Source organism: Sphingobium herbicidovorans, from assembly GCF_002080435.1.
GTDB lineage: Bacteria > Pseudomonadota > Alphaproteobacteria > Sphingomonadales > Sphingomonadaceae > Sphingobium > Sphingobium herbicidovorans.
This window is the reverse complement of record NZ_CP020539.1, coordinates 295,816-314,013: the sequence shown is the minus strand read 5'-3', so window position 1 is coordinate 314,013 and position 18,198 is coordinate 295,816. Positions and strand designations below refer to the sequence as shown.

The window sequence follows — 18,198 nt, the reverse complement described above, 5'->3', positions numbered from 1 at the left end:
ACAAAGATGACACGCACCTTCATCACCCTCCTCCTTGGCGCGTCGGCACTGACCGCCTGCGCTGCCGGGCCGGACTATAAGGCTCCCGCCACGCCCAGCACGGCTGCGGGCGGCTTCATCGGCGCGGCCAGTCCGGTGGTCAGCACGGCGCAGCCCGATGACAATTGGTGGCGGCTTTACAGCGATCCCGTTCTGGACGGGCTGATTCAGGATGCGCTGGCGGCCAATACCGACATCCGCGTTGCAGTGGCGCGGCTGGAAAAGGCCAGGGCGCAACTGCGCGGCGCGCGTTCCGACAGGCTGCCGCAGACGAGCCTGAGCGGCCAGCCCAGCTATGCCCGAGCCTCCGCCGCACGGACGTTGCCGGGCATGGACCGTGAAAACTGGACCGTCGATGCAGGGCTGGACATCTCTTACGAAGTCGATCTGTTCGGCCGGGTAAAGCGCAGCATCGAAGCCGCCAACGGGGATGTCGGCGCAGCCGCAGACGACGCAGACGCGGTGCGGGTGGCGGTCGTCGCCGACACGGCGCGCGCCTATGTCGATGCCACCAGTTCCGCCGAACGGATCGCCGTCGCGCAGCAGACGGTCGCACTGCTGGACAACAGCATCCGCATCACCAATGCCCGGTTCGAGGTTGGCCGGTCCGACCGGCTGGACGTCATCCGCACGACGTCGCTGCGCGACAGTCAGGCCGCGCTGATCCCTACCCTGATCGCGGATCGCGAAAGCGCGCTGTTCCGGCTGGCCACGCTGACCGGTCGCACGCCGCAGGAACTGCCCGCCGCGATCCGTGAGCAGAAGACGACCCCGGACCTCAAGCAACCCATACCGGTCGGCGATGGCCGCACCCTGCTTGCCCGCCGCCCTGATGTGCGCGCGGCGGAACAGCGACTGGCCGCCGACACCGCCCGTATCGGTATTGCGACCGCAGACCTCTATCCGCGCATCACGCTGGGCGGATCAATCGGCACGACGGCGATAGGCGGCGGCGACATATTGGGCGGCGGCCCGTTCCGCTGGCTGCTCGGCCCGCTCATCAACTGGGCCTTTCCCAATCAGGAAGCGAACCGGGCGCGGATCGCGGCGGCGAAGGCGGACGCCAGCGCATCGCTCGCAACCTTCGACGGTACGGTCCTGCGCGCGCTGGAGGAAACGGAGATCGCCCTGTCGGTTTATGCCCACGCGCTGGAACGCCGCGACACGCTGAAGGCCGCGCGCGAATCCGCTGCCCGCGCTGCCCGCATCAGCCTGGCCCGGCAACGCGAAGGCCGGATCGATTTTCTGACGGTATTGGACGCACAACGCACGCTGGCTGCCGCTGACAGCGAGCTTGCCACCGCCGACCGTGCGGTGGCCTTTGCCCAGATCGACCTGTTCAGGGCGCTGGGCGGCGGATGGACCGGGGGCCAGCAGTCGCCCGGAGCATAGAAACGAAACAAGGCGCGCACCCCAAAGCGCGCGCCTTGTTCATAAGGTCAGGCTTCATTGCAGCCTGCCGGTCATGTCATCAGGCGGCTTCATCCATCGCGTCGGCCGGGATGTTCGCCGGGCCGCCAATGTCATAGACACCCGCCAGCAGGCGGACGAAGTCATTGTCGTGCAACGGATCGGTCGGCACTTCAAACTGCACGCCCCGCTTCTTCATGTCGTCGATCAGAATATTGATCGCCATGTCCGCCGTGATGTCATCACGATGGTCATAGGTCAGTTTGAAATCATCCATGTCCTTGAACAGGCGCGCGCCCCAATGGACCAGGAAACGCATCTCTTGTTCAGGCACCTTCTGGTTGACCTTGCCAAAGGTTTCGATCTGCCATCCGGTCGGATCCTGCGGATCGGCGCCGAAGGTTGAACTGATGTCCAGGCCCTGCGGCTTCCGCAGCGCGGACGGGCCGGTCGCCTGGCCATGGTGGAACATCATTTCATTTTCGACGACCACGGCGCGGCCCCACATGGGCGCGTTGATCTGGAACGGCTCGCCGCTCGGCCCGTCGGGCCAGCAGTTGAAACCGCCGCCGATCTTGCCCTTGTAATACCAGGCGATGACCTGCCCCTTCTTCGAGCGCCAGCGGTTGAACAGGCACGACTTGGCCATGGTCAGCAACAGCCAGAGTGGCGTGTTCTCCATCGTCATGCCACGGAACACCGTCCCGTCCAGATGGGGCGGGCCGCCGATTGGCGTCGGTCCCTGAATGTTGAACAGGAAAGTTTCCGGTTCCGCATATTGGCAGTTCCAATAGTTGCGAACCAGTTCGAGGAAACGGGAATTATAATAGCAGTCCTCGATCTCTGGATAGAAACAGGTTCCGCCCTGCGCCAGATAGCCGCGAAAAACCGGGTTAAGCCCGATCATATCCCAGGTCAGCTTGACGCCTTCGGGAATGCTGCCTGAAGTCGTGGCGATTACTTCTTCGGGCGTCTTGAAGTTTTCCGCCAGGATCAGCGGCCAGGGCCCATTGTCCCGCACCACCTGCAACAGGCGCGCATGCTGGTCGCTGCTATAGGCGTCCTCGATCAGCTGCGGGGGCGCGACGGGGCGGAATTTTTCGGCTAGCTCGTGTAACATTCCAACGTCTCCTATTTTCAATGCTTACCCGTTGGCTGCGACCATGGCCTTGGCGTGGCTGGCCGAACGCGCCACGATCTCACGGCAGGCGTCGCCGGGCGTCAAATCGTCGGTCCACTCCCTCAGGATATTATCGACCCAGATGATCGCGGCGATAAGGCCGCTGTCTAAAAGGCGCGGGTCGAACCTGTCCTTCATCGACGCATAAGTTTCGGGCGTATGCACCGCGAAAACATCGCCGAAAAATTCGACGATCGTGCATATGGCGGTCGAAAAGGTCGATGCCTTGAACTGCAACCGCAGTTCCTCCGCGTCGAGCGTGACGCCGCATTGCGCGGCCAGTTCCTCCCGGAAGGTGGACAGAACAAAATCGACAAGCCCCTGATATTTTTCCGGCTCCGGCATCATCAACATGCCGCTGAGCGCCTGGGCCACGCTCATGTGACCGGCCCCGCCCCAATCGAGCAGGCCGATCTGAAGATCACCCGACGGCTCGCGCCAGTACCAGGCGTTGTCGACATTCAGGTTGGGGTGGCAAATCCCCGTATAGTCGGCGTCCCCGTGCAGGTACGCAATGACCACATCCTTATGTTCAAGGCCGTACAGCAGGTCTTCGCGCCAGCGGGCCATGAACGCCGGGTCGGACGCTTCGGCAATGAACAGATGCGGCGCCGTTTGAGAGATGAATTCGATCAACCGGTCGATCTTCCCGGCCGCATCGTCAATTGGCTCGAAATCCCGCGCTGCGCCGGCATAGGGAAATATGCCATCGACCTCCGGCGGCATCGCGCCACGCTTATGCGCCCCGACCAGCCGGGCGAGCGCGCGCACGAGCAGTTCGTAATGACCCTCCACACCGGCTATCATATGGTCATAGCCCTTGCGCAGCGCCGGGCTGACCGGAGCCACGCCAAAGGGGATCCGCTCGGTTATGAGGATGAAGTTCGTCGTCTTTGCGCAATGGTCGCCGAAATAATATTTGGCCGTCTTCACGGGGAAGCCGTCGCTGCCCGACAGTCTCTGCATCGCCACTTCGCCATAGCCCATGCGGATCAGCCCGAATTTGAAATTCGGTTCCAATGGCGGGAACTTGACGAACAATTCCCTGTGCAAGCCCGGTTCGTCCCGCGCATAATCCACCGTCAGAAGCGCGCGCTCCGATGCTCCCTGCACACTGATCGGCTGAAGGGAAACGATCGCCGTCACTTCATTGTCGGCGGCGATCGCGCCCGATGCCCGGAACGCCCGTGTCAGGAATGCAGGGCCGAAATCCTCCAGCATGGGAACGCTGATCGGAAATTCCAGGCCATAATGGTCGCCCGGCGCGATGGTCAGGTGAAGCCGGTCAAACGTCTGCCTGTCGGGAAGTAGAGGCTCGCCCGCCGTAATGGCGCCATGCACGGTCATTCAGCCCATCCTCTGGCTAAGCTGGACAACATGACCTTCGGGGTCCTTCACAAATGCGTGCGGCGGCACCCCCTCCGGCAGTGCCTTGGGATAGTCGAGAACGGCGCCCCCGGCTTCCTCCACACGGCGGACGCAGGCTTCAAGATCGGTGGCGGCGAAGCCAAGCATCATCTCATTGCTGCTAACGCCCGTGTCGTCGGGGAAATGCGCCAGAATGAAAAGCGGACCACCCTGGTAGGTTGGCTGATAGACGATCTCGGACACCGGGCGGCCCATGATCTGCGCATCCAGCCGATGCATTTCGACAAGACCAAATGCCGCCTTGTAGAAATTGTCGGCACGCTGAAGGTCGCGAACGACCAGTTTGGTGAACATGAAGTCCACATCCTGCGTCGCGCCATGAGGTATCTGCATCATTCTCTCCTGTGATCGACTTTCGTCGTCAATTATCAGATCGTCAGCATTTCCATCTCGCGCTGCGCCGCCGGATTTTCGCCGTCCGTCCGCGTGACATGAAAATCCTGTTGCCGTGGCGATCGCAGATCGTGCCAGATGCGCGAATTGTGGCGCGGAATGGCCAGGATAACCTTCTTCTGCCCGTGCGCGCCCTTGTCCCGATAATAGCCATGTGCGCTGCCGCACTGCACCCAAGCCGAATTCTGCAACTCGGCATCTACCGAATCGACAAAGTTATCGGTCGCTTCCCGCGTCACATCGAAAGACGACAGGTGATCGTCGACCATCCACTGCAACAGTTCAATGATATAATGCACCTGCTGTTCGCTGACGACCGCATGGTTGGCGACCAGATAGCTGTAGGGCGCGCCCATGAACACGAAATTGGGGAAGCCGGTAATCAGCATGCCTTCATAGGAAAAGGGATGCGGATCGAACGCATCATTCAGCGTCTTGCCGCCCGTGCCGCGAATGTCGAACTGCCGCCCGAAGTGCAGGTTATAGCCGGTCGATAGCAACAGCACATCGCATTCGATGCGGGTGCCGTCGGCCAGGATGACCGCGTCCTCGTCCGCTTCGGCCAGTTCGCCGCGCACGATCGAAACATTGGGCTTCTTGAGCGTGTCGTAGAAACCGCAATCGAGGATCGGCCGCTTGGCGAAGACCGGGAAGTTGGGCGTGAGCAGCTCGACCATCTCCGGATTGTCGGGGAAATGGCTCTTCAGATAGCCTTCGCACATCATCCGCATGCCGTCGTTGATCGGGCCGAAGCCGCCGGTCCTGCCGGCATATTCCTCGTCCTTCATGATCATGCCGTGCATGTCGCGCATCTGGCTGTGCAGGCTCTGCAGCCGCTTCCACTGCGCGACGAAGGGGATATATTCCATCGCCCAACGCTCCAGCTCCGCGACCGGCGCATGCGCCTGCGGATTGGGGATGATATGTTCGGGCTGGCGCTGGACTATGACCAGCTCCCCCACCTTGTCGGCGATTGCGGTAGCAACCTGCACGCCCGAACAGCCGGTGCCGACCAGCACGACTTTCTTGCCGGTCAGATCGACGCTGTGATCCCAGGCGGCCGAGTGGATCACCGGACCCTTGAAGGAGTCCAGATTCTTGACCTTGGGGTAGTTGGGGTTGTTGTTCGGCCCCACCGCCATGATGAGGACGTTGCACTCATAAGTTTCCGGCTTGCCGTTCCGCACCGCCTTCACGGTCCAGATCTTGCGCCCTTCGTCCCACTCCGCGCCCTCGACCCAGGTTCCGAACTGGATACGGTCGCGCAGATTATATTTGTCGGTGACGCGGTCGAGATAAGACAGGAATTCAGGACCGCGCGGATAGAATTGGGTCCAGGATGCATTGGGTTCGAACGAGAAGGAATAGATGCGGCTCGGCGTATCCACCGCAGCGCCCGGATAGGTGTTGGTCAGCCAGTTGCCGCCGACCTGGTCCAGCGCCTCCAGCACAGTGAAGTCGAAACCCGCCTGTTGCAGCTTGATCGCGGCGTTGATGCCCATCATGCCCGCGCCGACGACCAGCACCTTGAAATCGGCAGACGGCACGTCCGCCGCCTTGCGCACACGCGTATCGGTGGTGAAGCCGGCATGCTGGAAAGCGACATCCACCGACATTTCCGGTAGATCCTGCCCCAGCAGCAGGCGGCTCATCCGCTTGAACATCGGGCGGTCGATCTGCGGCATGACTGCAGGCTTTTCAGATCGCACCGCCAGGCGGAGGCGGTCGCGAATCTCGGCAGCCACCGCCGGATCGATCCTGGGGCGCTCTTCATGGGCGTGGATATCGACGAATGTCTCGATCAACTCTTCCTGCCGGCCGTCGATCGCATCCCAATAATGGTTCAGCAACGTGCGGTCGCCGGTGATCTGGATCAGCGCCATCAGCGCCATGGTGGGGTCAAGCGCGTCGATCGCGGCATCGATCCTGGAATCGGCATTCATGGCCGGTGCGTGCATCCTGTTTCTCCTAATATGCGTGTCCGCAATCTTGTTGCATGGGAATTACACCTATATGTGTAATTGGTCAACGCACGCGCACTTGCTATTTGCGCCTTTGCTGCGCAACGAGGCTTAATATGGACGAACAGAACATAAAAAGGCGGGCGGGCCGCCCGACGCCAGAGGTGGCCGAACAGAAGCGCGACAACCTGATCCTGGTCGCGCTCAACGAATTTGCGCGGACCGGATTTCATGCGGCTTCGCTGCGCGACATCGCGGAAAAGGCGCAGGTGTCGAGCCGCACGCTATATAATCATTTCCCTGACAAGCTCACCCTGTTCGAAGCCTGCCTGGAACATTCGGGTGCGCAGATCCGCCCGGAGCTGCCGGACCTGAAGGGCGACCTTCACGCGCAGCTCGTCACCTACGCCACCGAAATGCAGCGGCAGCTATTCTCCACCCAGAGCATGCGCATCACGCGGCTCATCTATCGGGAAAGCGGCGAATTTGACGAGTTGCGGCAGATCGCCCGATTCCAGTTCGAACGGCATCAGGTCAGCCCGGTCGCCGAACTGCTGGAAGGCGAAGGCGTCCTCCCGTCCGAAAGCCGCAGCCTCGCCACGCAATTTGTCGTCATGGCGTTCGGGGAATGGCAACGCCGCCTGCTGTTCGGCGGCGATCCCATGGCGGAGCAGGAAATGGCCGATCATGCCAGGCTGGTGACCGGCATATTCCTGAACGGCATCGGCGCGCACCTGTCTTCCGGCGGCGCGACAAGCTGATCGGCCTCAATCCTGCCGATTGGCGCTGAACATCGGCAGGCGGCGGTATAGCGGATCGTCCGCGCCTGCCCGGCCCGTCTCCACCCTTCGGTGCCGAAACTGTCCTGTGGCTCCACCGCCCGTTCCTCGGTGGAATCGAGGATGAAGAAGCGGTGCGCGAAACGCCACGCGCCATCGCGCCTCTCATAGCGGTCGGCATAGCGGCCCCAGGCGATGAACTCACGCCTGCCATCCGCCGTCAGGTGCCAGGCGCGGGCGGTGATGACGCCTTCCGCGCGGTCGCCGTCCAGCAGGAACAGCATGTTCAACATCGCATGGGATGTTGCGGCCCAGGTCGCCAGCATCTGCGGCAGCCAATCGATGAAGCCTGCCGCCGGTCCGCAATAATAGGGACTGTGATCGTCGATCGCGTCGTCATGATAAAGCGACCTCAGCAGGCCATAGTCGCGCCGGTCGATGCCATGGCCATAGGCGGTGACGAGGTGCTGGAGCGCCAGCCGGTCGCGCACCTCGTCCATCGAAAAGCTATGGGGGTGGATCGACCCACCCCCATTTGTCATGTCAGACACCGAAGCCTCCAGCGACCGAAATCGTCTGGCCCGTCACATAATTGGCGTCGTCCGATGCCAGGAATACGGCCGCCTTGCCGATGTCCTCGGCCAGGCCCCAACGCTTGATAGGCAGCATCGCCTTCACATTACGTTCCCACTCGGCGTCGAAATAGCCTTCCTGCTGGCCGACCTTGAACTGGCCTGCGTCGATCACGCCCACCAGCACGGAATTGGCGCGGATCTCATGCACGCCCTCTTCCTTCGCAATGCCCTTGATCAGCGATTCATTGCACGCCTTGGGCGCGACGGACAGCCCGTCGAGATGCGGCCACCAGTCATGGCCCGCCGACCCCAGATGGACGAAGGAGCCGCCGCCCTTCGCCCGGAAATGCGGAATGGCGATGCGCACGGCATAGTAAAAGCCGAACGCCTCGATCTCCATGGACGCGCGGAACTGTTCCAGCGACCAGTCGGCGATGTTGACCTGCGCCACGATCGGGCCAGCGCCCCAGACGATGCTGTGGATGCGGCCATGCGCCTCCACCGCGCTACCGAAGCCGGCTTCCAGTTCCTCATAGCTGCGTGCGTCCGCCTGATGGATGCTTGCCCTGCGGCCGAGCTTGCGGACTTCTTCAGCGGCTGCTTCTGCGCTGTCCTTCTTGGAACGGTAGAAGATCGCGACGTCCGTGCCTGCCTTGGCGAACTCCAGCGCCACGCCCTTGCCGATCCCCCCGCTGCCGCCAAACACCGCGACGGCGCCTTCAGGAAATGCCCTGCTCATTCTCTTCCTTTCTTACGTTATCCGTTCGCTTATTCGGCGGCCTGCAAATGGGGTGCGGGCGCCATGCCGCTGGTATGATGCACCCCATTGGCGCGCGCCTGAAACTCCGCGGCCTTGTGGCGCGGATTATAGAATTGCTTGTACCATGCGCGGCTGCGGTGGAACGGCCCATCGGTCGGCAGGCGCAGGATGTTGAAGGCCGGACCCTTCGTCCGCCAGATCGCGAAATCCTGAGAAAAGGCGGCAAGGCCCGCGGCATGATATTGATCGCGCAGTTCCGCGTCCTCTGCCGTTGGCGGGCTATGCAGCGCGCGCGTGACAATGCTGTGCCATACCTGCGTCACGCCATCTTCCTTGGGCGTGTGGCAGATGATCTGAACCGCGTCCGTCTCGCCCGAATAGCGGGCGATGAGGATGCCGGGGCCAGTGTAGAAGGCATCGACGTCCAGCACGCCGCGTTCGCTCGTCAGGGTTTCATGCCCGCCGCCGGAAATCTGCTTGCCGATCGGCCCGTCGAACACGGAGTCGAAATAGGCGAGTTTTTGCCCGTGGATCGGGCCGAAGTGCCGGGTGTCGACAAGATTGTCGAGTATCTCCTGCGGATGGACGTTGAGCGTGCCTAGATCATCATATTCACCGCGCATCCATAGCGGGTCTTCCCATTCGGGCAGCGCTGGCAGCGCATAGTCGGGCGCGCCTTCCTCCGGATCGTGCCAGGCAAAGACGCAACCGAACCGTTCCTCGACCGGATAGGCGCGCACCTTGGCGGCGGGTGGGATATTGCCGTCGAAATAGGGGATATGGTCGCATTTGCCGTCAGGGCCGAAACGCCAGCTATGATAGGGGCAGCGGATAGAATCCCCTTCGATCCGCTGCGCCGCCGCGCCGGATGTCTGCTCCGCCGCCAGATGCGCCTGCATATGCGGGCAATAGGCGTCCAGCAGCACGATCCGGCCAGACTCGCCGCGATAAATGACCAGTTCCCGGCCCAGCATCCGCAGCGCGGTGGGCGCCCCCGTTACATCGGACGCGCGCGCCACCATCAGCCAGCCGCGCGGAAAAGTAAATTCGCCCAGATTATATTCAGCGGTGGTCGCCATAGTCCTCTCCTCGCGGCTGCTTGGTTCAGCCGATCATGTGCCGGGAAAATGGCATGCCCAGCCAGAAGCGCAATGGCATTGTCGATCATGCTATCATATGATTATCGATAACGATCATATAGCGATAGGGCCGATGAAAATGGCAAAGACACGGCGACCGGGCATCGCTACCATCCTGCTTGAATTGCGGCGGGAACTTAAAGGCCGGGGAATACGGGTGGCTACGCTGGCTGAACAGATGGGCGTTGCGGAACCCACGATATGGCGATGGCTGCGCGGCGAGGGACTGACGCTGGACCGGCTGGACGAAATCTGCGCGGTCGCCGACCTCGACCTGCGAGACCTGATATCGCGCGGCGATGATCAGCAGCAGGAACGCTTTACCCTGGCTCAGGAACGAGTGCTGGCGGCGGACCGGGGGCTGGCGCTGGTGTTTTTCGCCATCCTGCATGGCGCGCAACGGCGGGATCTGGAGGAAGAATTCGGCCTGCCCGCCGACAGGCTGGACAGCCATCTGGAACGGCTGGAAAGGCTGGGCCTGATAGAAGCCCCGGTGCGTGGACGCATCCGGTCGAAGATGCGCCGGGCGGTCCGCTGGAGACGGGGCGGCCCCCTGTCGGTGTCCTTCGAACGCACGGTGAAGCCGCTGTTCATGTCTATGGATTTCGGATCGCCGGACGCGCGCTATGTGTCCGACATGGTGTCTTTGAGCGATGCGGGCCGCGCGCGGGTCCAGGCCCTGTTCGAAGCGATGCGGGACGACATTCACGTGATCGGCGAACAGGAGGAAGCCGCCCGGCTGGAAGGCCGGGAATGGAGCGGCGTGCTGATGATGGTGCGCCCGTTCGACATAGGCGAACTGACGTCGGAATGGCGCGGCAAAGGCGCGCGTCCGGCGCCTGCGGATTGACAGAAAAACAGAGGAGAGTTTCTTGGCTACATTTGCAAAGGGATGCGCATTGCTGTTCGGCGGCAGCGGCGGGATAGGAAGCGGCATTTCCCGCATTTTCGCGCAGCAGGGGTCGGACGTCGCCATCGTCTATCGCGGCAACCGCAAGCGGGCCGAAGACGTGGCGGCGGCGGCGGCCGAGCATGGTCGCCATGTCAGCGTCCATCGGGCGGACGTGACCGATCTTGATGATATTCGCGCCGTCATCGACGAAGCGATTGCCGAACATGGGCGCATCCACACGGTCGTCTGGGCCGCCGGGCCGCTGGTCAACCAGCGTTACCTGACATCCACACCGATGGAGGAATGGCGGCATGCGTTTGACGTCGAAGTCCACGGATTTTTCGCCGTGGTGCAGGCGGTCGTGCCGCATATGCGCGATCAGGGCGGCGGCAGTTTCGTGACGCTTGGATCGGCCGGGCATGACTGGTGGCCTGCCCGCGACGGCATGTCGGTGGCGGTCAAGGCGTCGAACGAGCAATTGGTGAAGGGCATCGCCAAGGAAGAAGGCCGCTACCGCATCCGCGCCAATTCGGTGCTGGTCGGCGTGATCGACGCGGGGCAGCTGCACGAACTCAGCCGCCTGGGGCAAATCGATCAGCGGTGGGTGGACAATACCCATCGGCTGCTGTGCCTGAAACGCTGGGGCACGGCGGAGGAAATCGGCCATGCCTGCGTATTCTTCGCGTCAGAGGAAGCGGCCTATGTGACCGGCCAGCATATCTCGGTTTCAGGGGGCTTCGGCGTTTAGAAAGAGACGAGCGGCCCTGACAATCGCCGTGCGCAAGTCAGGGCCGCCTGCTGTCATGCAGCGAACTGGTTCATCGTATTGTGCGCGCCGCCAGCCTTCAGCGCCGCTTCGCCCGCGAAATATTCCTTGTGATCATCGCCAATGTCGGACCCCGACATATTCTGATGCTTCACGCAGGCGATGCCTTCGCGGATTTCCTTCCGCTGCACCCCGGCGACATAGCCCAGCATCCCGGCGTCGCCGAAATATTCCCTGGCGAGATTGTCGGTGCTGAGCGCCGCCGTGTGATAGGTGGGCAGCGTGATCAGATGGTGGAAGATGCCCGCGCGCGCCGAGGCGTCCTTCTGGAAGGTGCGGATCTTCTCATCAGCTTCAGCGGCCAGTTCCGACTGGTCATAATCGACGCTCATCAGCTTTGCGCGGTCATAAGCGGCGACGTCGCGGCCTTCCTCGACCCAGCGGTCATACACCTGCTGGCGGAAATTGAGCGTCCAGTTGAAAGATGGCGAGTTGTTATACACCAGCTTCGCGTTGGGGATGACTTCCCGGATCCGATCGACCATCGACGCGATCTGTTCGATGTGCGGCTTTTCGGTTTCGATCCACAACAGGTCCGCGCCATTCTGCAACGAGGTGATGCAGTCGAGGACGCAACGGTCCGCGCCCGTACCTTCCCGGAACTGGTAAAGATTTGAAGGCAAGCGCTTGGGCCGCATCGTCTGCCCATCGCGGACGATCAGCACATCGCCATCCTTCGCGGTCTCGGCAGTCACCGGCTCGCAGTCGAGGAAGCTGTTATACTGGTCGCCCAGGTCGCCCTTCTCACGAACGAAGGCGATCTGCTTGGTCAGCCCCGCGCCCAGCGAGTCCGTGCGGGCGACGATGATGCCGTCGTCGATCCCCAGCTCCAGGAAGGCGTAGCGGCACGCACGGATCTTCGCCAGGAAGTCCTCATGCGGCACGGTGACCTTGCCGTCCTGATGCCCGCACTGCTTTTCGTCGGACACCTGATTTTCGATCTGCAACGCGCAGGCGCCCGCCTCGATCATCTTCTTGGCAAGCAGATAGGTCGCCTCGGCATTGCCGAAACCCGCATCGATGTCCGCGATGATCGGGACGACATGCGTTTCGTAATTTTCGATGGCGTGGGAAAGGCGCTGGGCCTCGACCGCATTTCCGGTTTCGCGCGCCCGGTCAAGGTCACGGAACATCATGCCAAGCTCGCGGGCGTCGGCCTGCTTCAGGAATGTGTAAAGCTCGTTGATGAGCGCGGGCACGCTGGTCTTTTCGTGCATCGACTGGTCGGGCAGCGGGCCGAATTCGCTGCGCAGGGCGGCGACCATCCATCCCGAAAGATAGAGATATTTGCCCTTGGTCGATCCGAAATGCTTCTTGATGCTGATCAGCTTCTGCTGGCCGATGAAGCCGTGCCAGCAGCCGAGCGACTGCGTGTAGGCCGCCGGGTCGGCATCATAAGCCGCCATGTCCCGCCGCATGATGGCGGCGGTGTGGCGGGCAATGTCCAACCCGGTGCGAAAGCGGTTCTGCAACTGCATGCGCACGACCGATTCCGCGTCGATCGCATTCCACGCCGCGCCATTATTCTCGATCAACTCCGCCGCCGCAGCGACCTCACCCTGATAGGTCATTTTACCATTCCTTCGTTCCGATCGGAGGCGCGCGCCCCCATCAGGCGGAAGCGCCTGCTTCCGCCTTCATCCTGTTTTTCATCCGCCTTTGGTCGTTCAGGCCTTGCCGCTGGGCGCAACCCGTCCCAGCCGGTGGTAAAGATGGGCGAACTTGATCGACGCCGGCTGGTCCTTGATCTCGCTCATATAATGCGCGACCGCCTCACGCAGCAGGGAGAAATCCTCTGTCGAAAAAACCGCGCGGGCGCGTGGCTGATCGTTACTCATGTCCGTGGCTCCTCATGCCTCAATCATCGCCTGCGGAAGGCTATGGATCGGTAGTGGCGCATCTTCACCGATAGCGGAATGGCTATAAGGGCTGCAAAGTCACAATTGACATTGCCATATTTGTGAATATTTGACAAAGTGTCTTTCATGAAGATGCCCGCCGACCGCAAACTCTATCTCGGACCAAAATTGCGGCTGCTCCGCCGCGAACTCGGCCTCAACCAATCGCAGATGGCCGAGGAACTGGGCGTCAGTCCCAGCTACCTCAATCATCTGGAGCGCAACCAGAGGCCCCTTTCCGCCCAGATGCTGCTGCGGTTCGCGCAGACCTATGACATCGACATTCGGGAATTTGTATCGGGGAGCCAACCGGACGCGGCTGGCGGCCTAATGGAGATCTTTTCCGATGCACTTGTCCGCGACATCGGCGTCCCGCGCGATGAAGTGAATGAGATCGCCGAAAATTATCCGGGTGCGACCGAAGCGATCACGCGGCTCTACCGCGCCATCACCGATTTGCGGCGTCTGCCCGAAGCGATCAACCAGATCGGCGGTCATTCGCGGACCGGCACCGCGCTCGATTGGCTGCGCGATTTCGTCCATGAAAACAGCAACCACTTCGCTTCGCTGGACAGCGCCGCGGAAAAGATCGCCGACGCATTGCCCGATGAGCCGGCCGAACTGTTCGTCGCCCTGCGGCAGCGGCTGGAGCGGGACCATGGAATCTCCACCCGCATCATGAACGACAAGGCGATGGCGGGGGGACGGCGCTTCTACGATTTCCACAGGCGGCGGCTCATGATTTCCGACAGGCTGCCGGGGTCCGGGCGCCTTTTCGCAGTCGGTTTCCAGACGAGCATGATGGAAATGGCGCAGCCCATTGCGGAGATCATCGAACGGGCCGCGCCCGACAACGAAGCTCGCCCCTTGTTGCGGACCATGCTGACCAACTATGCCACCGCCGCGCTGATCATGCCCTATGGCCGGTTCCTGAAGGCGGCGGAGGAAAGCCGTTATGACATGGACCTGCTGCAACGCCGCTTCGGCGCGTCCTATGAGCAGGCCGCGCACAGGCTGACGACCCTGGCGCGCGGCGGCGAGCGGGGCCTGCCCTTCTTCCTGCTGAAGGTGGACATTGCCGGCACCATATCCAAACGCTTCGCGGGGGAGGGCATGCCGCTGGCGCAATTTGGCGGAGGATGCCCCCGCTGGGCCGCGTGGCGCGTCTTTCACACGCCGGAAAGAAGCGTGGCGGAGATTGTCGAAATGCCGGATGGAGAGCGGTATGTCACCTTCTCGCGCACGGTGCCGCACTCACTTGATCCACAGGCCAGGTCCGTGCAGGCCATCGCCCTTGGCTGTGACGTCAAACATGCCCCCCGCCTCGTCGCGGCGGACCTGCTTTCCGATCAGCCCAACCCTATCGGTCCCGCCTGCCATGTCTGCCCGCGCGAAGCATGCCCGGATCGCGCCCTGCCGCCGATCACCCGATCACTCGCCATCAGCCAGTATCAGAGAGGCGCGACGCCCTATCCTTTCCAGCAGGTATGATCAGGGACCGCCCTATGCGCCGGTCAGCTCCGCGATGTGGGCGGCAAGATCCGCCTGCCGGAACGGCTTGACCAGACGGACCTGATCCGGCGCCACGCCTTCGGCTTCGGCATAGCCCGAAACCAGCAGAACCGGCAGATCGGGCCACCGGCCGCGCACTTCCATCGCCAGATCGCCGCCTGACCTGCCGGGCATCAGATGGTCGGTCACGATCAGGTCCGGGGTCAGGCCAGCAGCCATCCTGTTCAGCCCCTCTTCCGCCGAATCCGCCTCGATCACATCAAAGCCCAGCTCGACCAGCATGTCGGCGGTGCTGGCGCGCACGATTTCCTCGTCATCGATCAGCAGGACGGTGCCCCTCCGGTCGCGGGGAACAGTGGCTTCCGCGCTCTGCCCCTGCAACTGCCCCGGCGTTCCGCCTACCGGCAGCCAGAGTTCGATATTGGTGCCCACGCCCGGTTCGCTGGCGATCGTCAATGCCCCGCCAAGCTGCGCGGCCAGACCATGAACCATGCTGAGGCCGAGCCCTGTGCCCTTGCCGATGCCCTTGGTGGAGTAGAAAGGTTCGATTGCGCGCTTGAGCGTCTCGCTGTCCATGCCAACGCCGGTGTCCGCGACGGACAGCCGCACATAGGATCCGGGCGTCAGATTGGTCGCATGGCCCAGTGCGACTTCATCCCCCACGGCTGAAATGCGCAATGTCCCGCCGTCGGGCATCGCGTCCCGTGCATTGACCGAAAGGTTGAGCAGCGCCATTTCCAACTGGTTTGGATCGGCCACCGCGCCCGGAAGAGCGTCTTCGACATCGACCACCACCTTGATCTGCGGACCCGCGGTGGACCTGATCAGGTCGGCCATGCCATTGACCAGTTCGCCGACATCCACGGAAATGGTTTGCAGCGGCTGTCGCCTGGCGAAAGCCAGCAATCGCTGCACAAGCACCCGCGCGCGTTCCGCCGACTGGAGCGCGCCGTCGATCAGCCGCCGTTCCCGTTCGCCGCCCACGCCCCTGCGCTGCAACAGGTCGAGCGCGCCGATGATCGGCGAAAGCAGATTGTTGAAATCATGGCTCACCCCTCCGGTCAGGCTGCCCATCGCCTCCAGCTTCTGGCTTTGCCGCAGTTGTTCTTCCGCCTGCACATGCGCCGTCACATCGCGGGCGCTGCCGATGATCTTGTTGATCCGCCCGGCGGCGTTCGCCACCGGAACCAGCACCGTATCCCAATGGCGCGCGCCCGCAGGCAGCCTTAAAACTTCGCGATAGCTGATCGGTTGCCCTGCCGCGACCGCCCTGCGGTAATTGCCGGTGGCTTCGGCAACGACGTCAGCGGGCAGTTGCTCGTCCAGCGGCTTGCCCTTTATCTCATCGGTCCTGAGGCCCGTCAGCAACTCATGCGCGGGATTAAGCTCCTCGATCGAAAAGCCGCCGTCCTCCAGGACATTTATGATGAACAGCGCCTCCGCGGTATTTTCAAAATAGGCGCGATACAGCGCGTCGGCTTCCCGTCTGGCGGCTTCGGCCCGGGCCAGTTGCTGCTGCTCGTGAATGCGCGCGGTGACATCATATCCAAACAGGCTCGCACCGATGATAGCGCCATCCGCCGATAGCACCGGCGCCAATTTCATGTCGTACCAGCGCCGCTCGGCGGCGCCGAATTCGGAAACCTCGCCGAATGTCTCGCCTTTCAGAGCGGGCGCCCAGAGCGCCTTGATCGGGTCATGATGCCAGGGACAGTTGGCAAGGATAAGTTCCAGCAGATTGTCCCCTGCCGCCGGTCTGAACCCGAACATGCGCTGATATTCATCGACCGAAGCCGTGTTGATGGCTAGAAAGCGATAATCGGGATCAATAATCTGCACGAAGGAATTTGTGGTCTCGAACAGGTCGGCGAATATCTTTCGCTCGGCGAGCGCTTCCGTCACGCGCTGTTCCAGCGTCTCGTTCATGTCGCGAAGCCGCGCTTCCGCGCCGACGCGCGCGACATAGGCCCAGCAACGCTCGACCGCTGACTCGGCCAGCGTGATTTCGTCCTCTTGCCAATCACGAGCGGTCGATTGGTGGACCGCCATCATCGCAACCAGCTTCCCATCCTTTATCAGCGGACAACAGATAATCGCGCCGATGCCGATCGACAGGAACATCTCCCGCCCTTCGCCGACGGCCAGTTCGCTTTTCATGTCGCGAATGACCACCGTGCGCCCGGCGCGCAGGTCCGCCGCGACGCGAGAGCCAAACAGGTTCAGGCTGTAGACACCGGCCGAGCTTTCGATCCCCGGCGCGGCATAGTCGTCGCGGACGATGAATCGATCATTGTCCGCATCGACGTCCGCATAGGCCGTGCGCGACGCACCCAGGCGCAAGGTAAGATGTTCAGCCGCCGCCCGCATGACTTCCGACGCATCGCGCGACGCACGAAGCCGGTCATCGAGTTCGCTCAGGAAACGCAACCGGCTTTCACTGGCGCGCAGGTCCGCTTCGGCCCGGACACGGTCGGTGACGTCCGACCCTTCGATGAATATCCCTGTTATCCGCCGCTTGGCATCGGTGATCGGCTGGTAGACCATATCGACGAACCGCCGTTCGATCCCCTGGCCGTCTCCGCGCTTCAGATCGACGGGCACCGCCGTTCCGACAAATGGCTCCCCGCTTTCATACACCTTGTCCAGCAGTTCGTAATATCCCTGCCCTTCCAATTCCGGCAGGGCGTCGCGAATGGGCTTGCCGATAACATCGCGCCGGCCGACCAGTTCGAGATAGGCCCGGTTGGCGAGATCGAAAATATGATCCTCGCCCTTCAACATTGTCATGAATCCCGGCGCCTGATCGAACATGCGGCGCAATTGTTCGCGCTCGGCCAGGGATTTCCTCTCGGCCATCACCCGCGCGGTCGTTTCATATCCCTGGTTGAATATGCCGGCGATAGACCCGTCCTCGCCACGGATCGGCGTCAGGCTGTAGTTCCAGTAGGTTTCCCGCGCCGCACCCTGCCGCACCATCGGCAGCATCTGGTCATAGGTGGAATAGCCCTCCCCCGTCCGCAGCACCTGTGCGAAATGCTCCCCCACGACGCCCCAGATATCGCCCCAGACCGCATGTGCGGGCTGGCCAAGCACCTCAGGGTGCCGCTCGGCGGGCACCGGCGCCCAGGCATCATTATACAGCAGCCGCAGCTCAGGCCCCCAATAGATGGCGGTCGGCACGCTGGAATGCAGGCATATCGACAAGGCCGAACGCAGGGATTGCGGCCATTGCTGCGGCGAACGCAAAGGCGTGCGCGCCCAGTCATACGCCCGTATCCGAGCGCCCATTTCCCCCCCGCCGATCAGAAAGTCCGGGTAATCAGCGCTTTCCCTGCCGTCCGATGCCATCCGATTTCAGCGCTTTCTTGTGGTTCGCGTTCGTAACGCCGATCCATACACCCCTGCG

At 62.3% G+C, this 18,198-nt stretch carries 15 protein-coding genes; 5 read left to right on the top strand and 10 right to left on the bottom strand.

The features are described from left to right. Positions 1 to 6: 6 nt before the first annotated feature. Positions 7 to 1,431: an efflux transporter outer membrane subunit gene (locus B6S01_RS16110; protein WP_037468104.1), complete on the top strand. Its 1,425-nt coding sequence runs from the start codon at positions 7 to 9 to the stop codon at positions 1,429 to 1,431. A 79-nt stretch (positions 1,432 to 1,510) separates the two neighbouring features. On the opposite strand, the gene B6S01_RS16105 is transcribed toward B6S01_RS16110, so the two are convergent. From B6S01_RS16105 to B6S01_RS16090, 4 genes are read right to left on the bottom strand one after another with little or no spacing between them, the layout of a single operon-like run. Beyond that, entirely contained in the window at positions 1,511 to 2,569 is a 1,059-nt protein-coding gene (locus tag B6S01_RS16105; protein WP_037468106.1) for a hypothetical protein, read from the bottom strand. 24 nt (positions 2,570 to 2,593) lie between these two features. After that, the gene (locus B6S01_RS16100) at positions 2,594 to 3,976 is read right to left on the bottom strand and encodes a hypothetical protein (RefSeq protein WP_037468108.1); all 1,383 of its coding nucleotides are present in this window, start codon (positions 3,974 to 3,976) and stop codon (positions 2,594 to 2,596) included. After that, positions 3,977 to 4,393: a VOC family protein gene (locus B6S01_RS16095; protein WP_051908489.1), complete on the bottom strand. Its 417-nt coding sequence runs from the start codon at positions 4,391 to 4,393 to the stop codon at positions 3,977 to 3,979. Between the two features lie 32 nt (positions 4,394 to 4,425). Next, positions 4,426 to 6,408: a flavin-containing monooxygenase gene (locus B6S01_RS16090; RefSeq protein WP_081570515.1), complete on the bottom strand. Its 1,983-nt coding sequence runs from the start codon at positions 6,406 to 6,408 to the stop codon at positions 4,426 to 4,428. 119 nt (positions 6,409 to 6,527) lie between these two features. Between B6S01_RS16090 and B6S01_RS16085 the strand changes: the two genes are divergently transcribed. Then, entirely contained in the window at positions 6,528 to 7,172 is a 645-nt protein-coding gene (locus tag B6S01_RS16085; RefSeq protein ID WP_037468112.1) for a TetR/AcrR family transcriptional regulator, read from the top strand. Here the strand turns inward: B6S01_RS16085 and B6S01_RS16080 are convergent. From B6S01_RS16080 to B6S01_RS16070, 3 genes are read right to left on the bottom strand one after another with little or no spacing between them, the layout of a single operon-like run. Then, the gene (locus B6S01_RS16080) at positions 7,097 to 7,732 is read right to left on the bottom strand and encodes a nuclear transport factor 2 family protein (RefSeq protein WP_094182656.1); all 636 of its coding nucleotides are present in this window, start codon (positions 7,730 to 7,732) and stop codon (positions 7,097 to 7,099) included. The two genes, B6S01_RS16085 and B6S01_RS16080, sit on opposite strands and share 76 nt — an antisense overlap. 1 nt (position 7,733) lies before the next feature. Continuing rightward, positions 7,734 to 8,504, bottom strand: coding sequence for an SDR family NAD(P)-dependent oxidoreductase (locus B6S01_RS16075; RefSeq protein ID WP_037468115.1), 771 nt, complete (start codon positions 8,502 to 8,504; stop codon positions 7,734 to 7,736). 29 nt (positions 8,505 to 8,533) lie between these two features. After that, a complete protein-coding gene (locus B6S01_RS16070) occupies positions 8,534 to 9,604 on the bottom strand; it encodes a Rieske 2Fe-2S domain-containing protein (RefSeq protein WP_037468117.1) in 1,071 nt (356 codons plus the stop codon). Between the two features lie 139 nt (positions 9,605 to 9,743). On the opposite strand from B6S01_RS16070, the gene B6S01_RS16065 reads away from it, so the two are divergent. Beyond that, the gene (locus B6S01_RS16065) at positions 9,744 to 10,514 is read left to right on the top strand and encodes a helix-turn-helix domain-containing protein (RefSeq protein WP_157704831.1); all 771 of its coding nucleotides are present in this window, start codon (positions 9,744 to 9,746) and stop codon (positions 10,512 to 10,514) included. Between the two features lie 22 nt (positions 10,515 to 10,536). Next, a complete protein-coding gene (locus B6S01_RS16060) occupies positions 10,537 to 11,304 on the top strand; it encodes an SDR family NAD(P)-dependent oxidoreductase (RefSeq protein ID WP_037468120.1) in 768 nt (255 codons plus the stop codon). A 53-nt stretch (positions 11,305 to 11,357) separates the two neighbouring features. On the opposite strand, the gene B6S01_RS16055 is transcribed toward B6S01_RS16060, so the two are convergent. Together B6S01_RS16055 and B6S01_RS21410 are read right to left on the bottom strand one after the other, a co-directional pair. Further along, entirely contained in the window at positions 11,358 to 12,953 is a 1,596-nt protein-coding gene (locus B6S01_RS16055) for an isocitrate lyase (protein WP_037468123.1), read from the bottom strand. A gap of 96 nt (positions 12,954 to 13,049) precedes the next feature. Next, positions 13,050 to 13,220 carry a hypothetical protein gene (locus tag B6S01_RS21410; protein WP_169802848.1) on the bottom strand — a complete coding sequence of 57 codons (171 nt, stop codon included), beginning with the start codon at positions 13,218 to 13,220 and terminating at the stop codon, positions 13,050 to 13,052. 153 nt (positions 13,221 to 13,373) lie between these two features. Here B6S01_RS21410 and B6S01_RS16050 point away from each other — a divergent pair, with 153 nt between their 5' ends. Next, entirely contained in the window at positions 13,374 to 14,771 is a 1,398-nt protein-coding gene (locus B6S01_RS16050) for a helix-turn-helix domain-containing protein (protein WP_094182665.1), read from the top strand. Between the two features lie 12 nt (positions 14,772 to 14,783). On the opposite strand, the gene B6S01_RS16045 is transcribed toward B6S01_RS16050, so the two are convergent. After that, on the bottom strand, positions 14,784 to 17,996 hold the full coding sequence (locus B6S01_RS16045; protein ID WP_234810816.1) for a PAS domain-containing protein: 3,213 nt from the start codon (positions 17,994 to 17,996) through the stop codon (positions 14,784 to 14,786). Positions 17,997 to 18,198: the final 202 nt, after the last annotated feature.